The following is a 10,520-nucleotide window of genomic DNA, read 5'->3' on the forward strand; positions in this document are numbered from 1 at the left end:
TGATGAAGTGATGTTTCAAATTGAAGACAGGCTATTACCCACCTGTATATGGTCTGAAGAAGAGGATTTGGATCATGATGAACTCGTTCGTTGGGCAATTAAGATTATTGATGAGCAATTAGAAGATAAACGTTTTAGGTAAGATCAGCAGCCATTGGAATAGAACAAAACTATTTCAATGGCTGTATATTTTTCTCCTTCAATAATCAGTGGCTCTTTCTTCCGCATTCACTGGCTCTATTATCCGCAAACGGTGGCTCAAAACTCCGCACTAGTGGCTCATTCTGTCCGCAATACTCATTCAGTTAAAAGATGTAGCGATAATTGCAGCCCATGAATGGACTCATCATCTCAATATATTAAACAACTTTGAAGGACTTGATTCAGAAAACATGTGGTTTGAAGAAGGGCTATGTTTTTATTTACCAAGAAAAGTGTTAATGTCAAATGACCAATTGAGGGGAATAACAAAGGTTGAAGAAAAATTAATTGAAGAGTTTCAAAACTTTTTCGGAACATATACTTTAAACTTTTTTGGACAGTCTGATGAAGGTGGATTTACTGGTGCATTGTATGACTATTGGCGCGCAACTTGGCTAATTACTTATTTAGCTGAAAATTATTTAGAAGGAAATATAGATGGTCTATTAGATTTATTCGAAAAATGGAAAGGATCGGGAGAACGGCTAATTCAAGATTTTATTGTTTCTGAGTTAAGAATAACCCATGAACAAGCTAAATCTTTTTGGTTAAGTTAGGGGTAGTCGAGTCTTCCGTTATCGGAGCGCATTCGCGGAATAACAGTGTTTATTGCTCGAGCCATTTTGTTGAATAGCAAACTCAGGCCTTGACAGTGTTTCATACACTCGGTACCATAAAAGTGACGTTAACGTAATGTTTGGGGGATAAATGATGAATAACCGTATGCGCATAGGTGAATTAACGGAACGAGCGGGAGTAACTCCTCGAACCGTCCGCTATTATGAGAATCTTGGACTGATTCCTGAGGGTGAACGTACAGGTCAGGGACAGCACTATTATACAGAGGAGACCGTTGCCCGTCTTCGGAAAATTGATCAGTTAAAGAAACTCGGACTTAGCTTAGATGAAATACGTGATGTAATCGACCTATACTTCGTTGAACCAAGTGACATTGTACAAGCAAAACAGAAAGTGCTCAGCATTCTGCGTCAACATCTCGATGAAGTAAATCAGAAAATCACGGGATACCAGCAATTTCGTTCGGAATTACAGTCTCATATCGAGCGCTTTGAGCGCTGGTTAGAGGAAAAAGGGGAACATTACTAGTTTTTTTACTCATAACATAGCGTTAACGTAATGTTATTTAGGAGGAGTGCTTCAAATGAGTGAAACAATAGGATTTATTGGACTTGGCAATTTAGGACTCCCCGTGGCGACCAATCTTCAGGATGCAGGTTATGGTCTTCGGGTGTATAACCGGACTGCAAGCAAAGCAAAACCGTTAGTTACGAAGGGAGCGCAACAAGTGACACAGCCTGCTGACGCTGTTACAACTGGGGGAATTGTTGTGACCCTATTGTGGGATGGTGCGGCTCTGGAAAGTGTTATTTCAGATTCGGGATTTTTAGAAAATCTGGGCCCGAACGGTATTCATATTGCAATGGGTACGGTGTTGCCAGAAACAGCAAAAAAACTCGTCGCCATGCACGAACAACATGGCAGCACATATGTTGAAGCCCCCATTTTTGGAAGGCCAGAAGCAGCGGTTACCCAAAAACTTTGGATTCCTTATACAGGTTCGCAGCAAGCCAAAGAACGAATCCAACCGATATTAAAAGCAATGGGAGGACAAGGTCTTTTCGATTTTGGGGAAGAAGTCGGTGCGGCAACGATTGTTAAGTTGGTTGGGAATTTCCTAATTGTTTCAGCTGGATACTCCATGAGAGAAGCATTATCAATGGCAGAGCAGAACGGTGTTGATCCTCAAGCTGTAGTGAACATGCTTACCCAAACGTTATTTCCAGCACCTATTTATCAAAATTATGGCAAGATGATTGCCGAGAAAGCCGAACCTTTCGGCGATAGTGAGATACCGCTAAAGGATGTTGATCTTCTGAAAAAGACTGCACAACAGGTAGAATCTCCTACACCACTTTCAAACTTTTTGCATGACCTCTTAAGTAATGATTTGAAGTAAAGTCTGGTCAAACTTCACATGCTTTTATTGTTAAAGGGAGAAGAGCGGAAATAAAACGCAATGATTTTGAGGAGTTGATGATCGATGACGCGTTTGCTACTTTTAGGGGCAACCGGGCGAACAGGCACCCGCATTCTCAGGCAATTGTTAGCTTATCACGACAACATTCAGGTAACTGCCGCACTGCGAAATTCGGACGATATGCCCAGGCTTCCCGAGACCAAACGATCTTTTCAAACGACGGTTGTAGATATAGAAAACATGGACAGTCTTCGTAAGGCAACATCCGGGGCTGATATAATAGTGAATACCATTCGGATTCCAGGTGAGACGCCCCCAACAGCATTGGTTGAACTGGACAAACGAATTCGTGAAACGGTTGGAAATATGAGGGGGCGTTTGATTATTACTGTGGGGGGAGCTGGAACCTTTCATATGCATAATGGTAAGCAATTATGGCAGGATCCTTTATTTCCTAAACGCTCTTTACCAAGGGGCGTAGCGCAAGCCAAATTGCGTGACTATCTGGAGGATATCCCGCAAGGCTCATGGGCTTACCTTATGCCACCGCCGGTTTATGACCCCACAGGCCCTCGTACTGGGTATTATCATGAATGGGATCCGTCGTATGATGAAAGTGACTTTTTAAACAGTTGTATCAGCTATGAGGATTTTGCGACAGCAGCCTGTGATGCAATAAGGGAGCAATGGACAGGGGTACACTTCATTGTAGGTCAGGAATCAAGTAATTGAAAGTGGGGTCAACCCTGAACCGTTAAATAGAATTCTTATACGGACAACCTTCAGTTAAGGATGGAATATCCATCCTTAACTGAATATTTTACACATATCATGCAGATACCCCCAAATGGGGTAGAAGCCCCCCCTTTTTTTTCTTATTTTTAAATGTAATAGTATAACGATGGGAATTGTAATTGTATTATCTTGAAATCAAGTCTTTCTCAAACGGGAGTGTTCGTGGAATAACGTATTGATTTCTCGTGCCAGTTTGTGGAGTAAAAGAAGGATTTATAGAGGTTAAATGGAATCACCTTATATTGCACATTTTTAAAATAGAGGAATAGCATTGAATAAATTCGGGTTGTATAACAAGTTTACTGCTGTTGAAGGGGAAAGGGATGTTTTGGCAGAAATGCTGTTGGAGGCATCGAAGTCGATGGAGAAATTAGATGATTGTGAGTTGTATGTCGTTAGTTTAGATGATGACAATACTGACTCCATTTATGTTTACGAGGTTTGGAGTAATGAGAACGCTCATCGAGCTTCCTTGTCGATGGAAGCGTCTCAGACATTAATCCAAAAAGCCAAACCAATAATTGAGGGAGTGGAAAAAATTAATACATCGTTACCCATAGGCGGAAAGGGTATTTCAGATGTTTCAAAAAATTAGAGTTGGACTCGATATTGGTAGGGACGTGAGCCAATGAATTACTATGATACCTTTATATTAATTGCCGATGATTCTCCTGTTCGCAGGAGTAAGATTCCTGAATCAAATCGAAAAAAGCAAACAATAGCTGAAATTGAGTATGAGTTACTCAAAGAGAAACCGGGTTATTATACGCAGGATGAATTGCAATTTAAGGTTCATATGAAACACAAAGAAATTCCAGAAGTGAATCGTGACGAGGAATTGGTGCATTTCTTAGAAAAAAGTCGTGCTTGCATGCGGGCTTCGGCGCTTTCGAAGCGACTTGGTTGGGGCATATATTTTGATTCCGACGGGAAGGCAGAGTTAGTTCCAGTGGAATCCAAAAGATATCGAGACCTCCAAGAACGGAATGATATCAAAAGGTTTAAAGCCATGAAATCTAAAAAATAGGAATGTTTCTTTATTCACCAATACCAGCTAATAGTAGAAAATGATTGTTCCAGAATTGGGCGCGCTAATTGAATAAGTGTGTCCTTCTGAATAGCAGATTGTTGCATGAAATTTTTCATAGAAGGGGAAAGAATATTGTTTAATGTAGAAACAGCGGGCTGGCATGTTATTATTTCAGTATTATTAATTATCTTCTCTTTTTATTTTACTCTTACTTTTATTGAAAACTTACATAAGGGTGAGGATGAACGTGTCACCAAACAATCAAAATTAGCAGCTATAATTTGTTTTGGAATAGCTTTGGTAATTCCCTTCCTTATAGCTTTAATAACCAAATAAGGTATTAAGCAATAGGGCGCCTATCTGGAATAAAGGCGTCCTTTCTTCTGACAGTTAATGAAAAGTGAAACATATTTGTAAAAGCGTACTGCAGAAATTACTTTGGGAATTATTAACCACAAACTGATTCTAACACCGGTTCATGGTATAAACGTTTCAGACATCATTTCAGGAAATTGAAAGCTAAAAAAGGACAAAAAGGATACCAGAAAAATAATTACAAGTAGCTGAAGTGCAACGCCTAAAAATAAAATGTGGTTATTAAAAAAGATATTTCAACATACGGGCGTCATTCCGAAATAAGTGCATCCACTCCATATATAAGGCTCTCAATCGGGATAAACACTTTAGAAAAATTATATTGTTTTGCGAAAAGGGAAATGGCCTTATGAAGGAAATTAAACTATAGGAAGATAAAAATTGAGGAATCATAACAATTAGTAAACAGATGTTTTGGGGAGTGTAAAAAAAGTATGAGTTGGTATGTATTAATCGTATTGATTATTGGATCTATTCCTATCGGTATGTTTGTAAACCAGGGAATAAAACAAAATAACGGTATTATTGACAAAATAGATAAGAAAAAACCTATTCTTGTATATGTCATATTAAGTTTACTCGCATTAATAGTTCATGTATACATGTATAATGAACACGGAATACCTATATTTCCAGCTTTTTATAATATAAAATATATGCTTCTTGGTATTTTTCTTATCTTTGGGATTCTAACAGTGATAACTTTAATTGTAGATATTAGGAATAAAAAAATGTGGATGATTATCCTGTACGGCACAGTTATAGGACTATTATTTTTTGTATGGCTTATGCCGACAGGAAAGAAAATCACATATACTATTTATAAAGGTGAGGCTATCAAAGAATTACAAGACAATGAAGACGACTTTTCTATGGTTTGGGCAGTTCAAACCGACGATTGTATGATTCCCAAAAATTGTCATGATAAAGACTTTTATAACACATTCTATATAAAAAATAGTACAGATGACACACATAAACTTAAAGCAAAAATTAAGGCTTATAATGAAGAGGATGAAATAATGGAGACCGTCACTACAGATATACATACATTGGGTCCAGGGGAATCCACATTATTAACAACGGAAGAAACAAATAAAAAAGCAAGCATATGGGATCAATATTCCTTTGAAACAGAAAAACTGATGGACGGTTATTGGTATGAAATTTGGGCGGTTGATTAAATTGTTTTTTTTGCAGCTTAGGAATCAAAGGTTTAGGGAAACAATACATCTTTGATGTAGCAACAACTATATCTGAATAGACCCTTCTATTATACCAGCCAATAGCGGAAAGGACAATTCCATTAACGGGCGCTATTCCCTAATAAGAAGTAGCGCTATATCGCATAATAAGGGCCGTTTAACGGAGTAAAATATTTAGGGATTTTGGGGGATTAAACATGAAGTATGCAGTTTCTGTAATGGATACGATGCAAATCAAGATTGTTCCGAAGAGCGCATAACGGCATCCTCTCTCTGATTTATATCCTATATACCTTGTATGACAGGTATATAGGATTAACACCAGAAAAAATCCGGTTAATAATAATATACGAGTGCGCTTATCTTGAATAAAAGCGCCATTCTTACATATAAAGGCCAGATGGTTGAGGATTAAAAATTGTATGCTACCTCAAGAAAGAATAAACTTGTCATATCCAATCTTTTATACAACGAATATTGAGGAAGTAACATAAGGATTTATCCGGAAAAGGAGTAAAGGTAACCGAAATTGTTAAAGAGGGTTCGAATATATTTTTCGATATTTATGATCTCGACGGTAACAGAATGCAGGTTTGCTATTGCTAATGTTGTAAAATAGTGATTGTTCATAACAGGGCGTTCTTCAGGAACAACATGAGTAGAAAATATTCTATTGGCAAAAGGGCTGAAGAAACTATTTTGATCTTTTCAAAATGGATTTTTTATTTACCATATATATGAATATCTCTGGAACTTTTGATTAAACATTGTTGTTTTATTGTTAACCATTTAAAAATCAAGTTTACATAAATGTGAATTATGTTTATAATCAACAGACAGGATCACTTATTTAAAATTGTCGAGGAGTTGATACAATTGGAATATCAAAGCAGAAAACTTAGATTTATTTTACACTGTGCAATTTTTGCTGCCTTAACCGCTATTTTGGCACAAATTGAAATTCCGCTTCCCCTTGTTCCGATAAGCGGACAAACCCTGGCAGTCGGAATTACTGCTACTATTCTAGGAAGTCGAAAGGGAGCAGTCGCGATGGTTTGTTATGCAGCAATTGGGGCGGTGGGTCTCCCGGTGTTTGCGGGGTTCAGTGGAGGACTTCAGGTTCTGGTAGGACCAACAGGAGGATACATAGTCGGCTTTATTGTGGCAGCCTACTGCATAGGGCTTATTTTAGAAAAGTCCAAATTCACTGTCCCGATGGCTATGGTTGCAAATACTGTTGGTATGGTTATTATTTTAATATTTGGTACCATTCAGCTTAAATTTGTGGTCGACTTAGAATGGAATAAGGCGCTAGCACTTGGTGTTTATCCATTCATAATCGTGGGATTAATTAAAGCATTTCTTGCAAGCTGGATAGGTATGACAGTAAGAAATCGTTTAATTAAAGCAAAGCTTAGCATTTTGTCTTCCAAAAATGTTGCATAGTATACGTGGCCTGTTGTGGGTGTAATGTAGACTATTTCAGGAAAGATTGTAAGGGGTAAAGGAGTGACTGATAATATGAGATTTATAATTTCAGTGGTTGCAGCTCTTCTACTAATAAGCACTTGTATTATTTCTTTCAACTATGATCATGCTTTAAAATGGTTATGGTTGGTGGTAGCTTTATCGAGTTTATATAATTGTTTTTATTTTTATAAGAAGAAAAATCAAATCAGTTAGATTCATTAAGATATTAATATGTTGAAATCCTAAAAACTTAGGAAAACATTATTGCTATAATATCAATGACATGGATCTTCATTAATTGGGTGCGAAATTATAGGGCGCGGTTGCTTAATAATTGTATTCCTTTACCGGGTCATTTGACGAAATAAATAATGACGACAATCTTCACCAAAATATCGGTCTGAGGTAGTAGAAAGCCCCATTCTTAAAAACGATGCAGAAGCAACTTAAAATGTTTAAAATGCACCCAAAAGCAATAAAAAGAGAGAAGGGTTTACTTTATGAAACAAGGAACAGGGATTCGTGATTTTGAACGATATTGTGATGAGATTTTGAAAAAATACAAAGTACCGGGTTTTGCAATTGGGTTATCCAAAGATGGTGAGTTGTGTTATGAGAAAGGGTTTGGGTTTCGTGACATTGAATCAAAGCTCTCCTTATCACCAGATACCGTTTTTGGAATTGGCTCAATAACGAAGGCCATAACAGCTGTTGCTATTCTTCAGTTACAAGAAAAGGGGAAGCTGAATGTAGATGACCTTGTCATTAAATATTTACCGGAATTTGAGACGCCGAATGAAGAGCAATCCAAACAAATGACGATCCATCATTTTTTGACACACTCATCAGGCCTTCCCCCATTAGCAACTTTAATGGGCGCAATGAAAAAAAGTATGGAAAAGGATCCAAAATTGGAAGAAGACCAACAGCAAGAGAATCCATTGGATGCGATTCAGGCGATTGATACACATTTGGAGTTAATGGATGCCATTGCAAAAGCAGAATTCACACCGCTTGGGGAACCAGGAACCGAATTCAGTTATTCAAATGACGCCTATGCCCTTTTAGGTGCCATAATCGAACGCATCAGCGGTATACCGTATGAACAATATGTGCAAGAAAATATTTTAGAGCCTGCCGGTATGCAGCATAGTGTTTTTCACTATGAAGACTTGAAGGGATATGAAAATATAGCCATCTTATATGACATGCAAAAGAAAGATAGTGAAGACATTATATTTAGATCTAATAATCCTTGGGATGCGCCTGCAATGCGTGCAGCAGGCTTCATAAAATCGACAGTTAATGATATGCTCAAATTCGCAAATATGATTCGAAATGACGGAGAAGTTGGTCATGTACGAATCCTATTGCCTGAAAGTGTGGCGTCCATGACAACACCGTACATCCAATGTGCACATGATACTTACTACGGTTACGGTTTAATGATCACTCCAGATTTCTTTGGATATAAGCTCATTCAGCATGGTGGGGACATTAAAGGGGTAACGGCCCAGATGAATATTCTTCCCGAACTCGGACTGACGGGAATATCGCTTGCAAACTTAGCAGGATCCCCGTCTTCAAAACTGCTTTTTGGTGCGTTTGCCGGTTACTTGAGAAAACCTATCGATGAATCACACTTAAATGTTGAGGTTGTTAATTTAGCACTTGAAAGTTTAAAGGAATTTGAGGGAACGTTCATATCAGGTGACGGTATGAAAAATGAATTTTATGTAGAAGATGGAACCCTCCATTTAGCAACCGCCGGATTGCCTGATGCAGTGCTTAAACCAATTGGTAATGACCAGTTTTTATTTACCATGAGGGAACAGGATACTACCATTCGTTTTGTGAGTGATGAGAACAAAAACATACATCGAGTTGAATTTGCATTCAGACAAATTCCAAAGGTGGAGAAAGAAAATTAAAAAGCGATCTTCTCTTCTATTAAACGGCGCTATTCACTAATAAAGAATAGCGCTATATAGCATATACGGGCTGGTAGGTTGAACTAGGTTTAAATATAATCTATTTAACTCAGCTCTTATGGAACTGGGTCTATTTTTTGCAAGGATATGTTTTGGTTGGTAATTGTTTAAAGGAAATATCTTCATTATTTAAGTAATTCATGACCGTATCAGGTGGGAAATAAATATTCTTAAGTCTAAATAATGATAATAGGCTCCCCGAATATTTTTTATTTTCAATCCGTCTTGCCCCCTCTTAATTTAGCAACAAGAAACAAAAAGAATGGTGTAAAGCATCACTTAATTCCAGCCAAAACAAGCCTATTTTGTTCACAATCCTCCAGTGTGATTCCTGTACTTTCCTGAATCAATGTGCTAAGTTTTTTGCATATTGTGAGGGGGAGTTTTTTTATGCAATCTATTCATGATTTTAAAATAGGGCTTGAAGATTACGCTGACAATGGAACAGAAAATGAATTTCCGGTATTGGAACGGTGTCTTGAATGTAACTGTGTCGCTCAGGGGAACTTACATAGAAATGGTTACTATTGGAGGTATGGGATCAATGAGAAAGGTGAAGCATTTCATATTCCAATTTGTCGGATTCGGTGCTTAGTCTGCAAGGTAAATATCTCTTTTCTTCCAAGTTTTCTTATACCCTATTACCAGCATACTTTGTACACCATTGTCGATCGAGTGCGTCAATTCCTGGAGGAGAACAAAGTGAATGGTTACCGTCAACAGTTGGCCCAACACGTGAAGCGTTTTTGTGAGACCATTCATTGGACGCATAGTTTTTTTGTGGACGTGGGGCACCAGCTTGGGTTATCAAAGGATATGAAAAAAGAGGCCCAAAAATATATGAAAATGATCCACGATATTGGCGTATCCCCCTTCTATCGAAGGAGCTGGGGTCACTTATCATCATATTTTATGGGCAAATTAATTCTACCATATTTGAGACGCGAAAAAAATTATGACAGTCCCACATAAATTTTGCCTATGAATCTTTTGCCGAAAAAAGTAGAATGAAAGCAATGGATAACCGGTTGTCCTTCTATTAAAAGGAGGAAAATTCCATGAATGAAAAAACACGGGAGGAAATTGCTTTATTTCGCTATGGATTGATTGCCCCACTGTTAAATGGGCATATGGAGCCGAAGGAATATTTTCAAGAACTGGAGGGGAAAACGCATCAGGTTCCATATTATGGGGAACGAAAGGTTGCAGCTAAAACGATGCAAGAATGGCTTCTTCATTATCGAAGAAATGGGTTTGATGCACTGAAACCAAAGAGGCGTTCAGATCGTGGGAATTCCAGGAGATTATCTCCGGATGATAAGGATCATATTTTGGAAATACGGAAAGAATTTCTCCACATGCCGGTCAGCGTGTTCTACGAATGATGCTAGAATAAAAATCGGACAACCCAAATAGAGAGATTTCCTAGTTTAGTATAATATAATTAAACTAGG

Annotated in this window: 11 protein-coding genes and 1 pseudogene; all 12 read left to right on the forward strand. The window is 37.9% G+C overall.

The features are described from left to right. Positions 1-392 precede the first annotated feature (392 nt). The gene (locus ABD010_RS10200; RefSeq protein ID WP_343812658.1) at positions 393-758 is read left to right on the forward strand and encodes a hypothetical protein; all 366 of its coding nucleotides are present in this window, start codon (positions 393-395) and stop codon (positions 756-758) included. Positions 759-909: 151 nt separating this feature from the next. After that, entirely contained in the window at positions 910-1,308 is a 399-nt protein-coding gene (locus ABD010_RS10205) for a MerR family transcriptional regulator (protein ID WP_343812660.1), read from the forward strand. A 55-nt stretch (positions 1,309-1,363) separates the two neighbouring features. Then, the gene (locus ABD010_RS10210) at positions 1,364-2,179 is read left to right on the forward strand and encodes an NAD(P)-dependent oxidoreductase (RefSeq protein ID WP_343812662.1); all 816 of its coding nucleotides are present in this window, start codon (positions 1,364-1,366) and stop codon (positions 2,177-2,179) included. Between the two features lie 84 nt (positions 2,180-2,263). Next, positions 2,264-2,932 carry an NAD(P)-dependent oxidoreductase gene (locus tag ABD010_RS10215; protein ID WP_343812664.1) on the forward strand — a complete coding sequence of 223 codons (669 nt, stop codon included), beginning with the start codon at positions 2,264-2,266 and terminating at the stop codon, positions 2,930-2,932. 334 nt (positions 2,933-3,266) lie between these two features. Then, entirely contained in the window at positions 3,267-3,590 is a 324-nt protein-coding gene (locus tag ABD010_RS10220; RefSeq protein ID WP_343812666.1) for a putative quinol monooxygenase, read from the forward strand. A gap of 33 nt (positions 3,591-3,623) precedes the next feature. Then, positions 3,624-4,022 carry a DUF6157 family protein gene (locus ABD010_RS10225; RefSeq protein WP_343812668.1) on the forward strand — a complete coding sequence of 133 codons (399 nt, stop codon included), beginning with the start codon at positions 3,624-3,626 and terminating at the stop codon, positions 4,020-4,022. Between the two features lie 105 nt (positions 4,023-4,127). Next, positions 4,128-4,361 (forward strand): hypothetical protein, encoded by a 234-nt coding sequence (locus ABD010_RS10230; protein WP_343812670.1) that lies wholly within the window; start codon positions 4,128-4,130, stop codon positions 4,359-4,361. A gap of 473 nt (positions 4,362-4,834) precedes the next feature. After that, positions 4,835-5,584: a hypothetical protein gene (locus ABD010_RS10235; RefSeq protein WP_343812672.1), complete on the forward strand. Its 750-nt coding sequence runs from the start codon at positions 4,835-4,837 to the stop codon at positions 5,582-5,584. Positions 5,585-6,481: 897 nt separating this feature from the next. Next, positions 6,482-7,051, forward strand: a complete 570-nt coding sequence (locus tag ABD010_RS10240) for a biotin transporter BioY (protein WP_343812674.1) — start codon at positions 6,482-6,484, stop codon at positions 7,049-7,051. Between the two features lie 524 nt (positions 7,052-7,575). Further along, a complete protein-coding gene (locus ABD010_RS10245; RefSeq protein WP_343812676.1) occupies positions 7,576-9,006 on the forward strand; it encodes a serine hydrolase domain-containing protein in 1,431 nt (476 codons plus the stop codon). Between the two features lie 450 nt (positions 9,007-9,456). Then, positions 9,457-10,038 carry a DUF6431 domain-containing protein gene (locus tag ABD010_RS10250; protein WP_343812678.1) on the forward strand — a complete coding sequence of 194 codons (582 nt, stop codon included), beginning with the start codon at positions 9,457-9,459 and terminating at the stop codon, positions 10,036-10,038. A gap of 86 nt (positions 10,039-10,124) precedes the next feature. Then, a pseudogene (locus tag ABD010_RS10255) lies at positions 10,125-10,448 on the forward strand (helix-turn-helix domain-containing protein); the annotation flags it as partial. Positions 10,449-10,520 lie beyond the last annotated feature (72 nt).

The organism is Virgibacillus siamensis (genome assembly GCF_039522605.1).
Lineage (GTDB): Bacteria > Bacillota > Bacilli > Bacillales > Amphibacillaceae > Lentibacillus > Lentibacillus siamensis.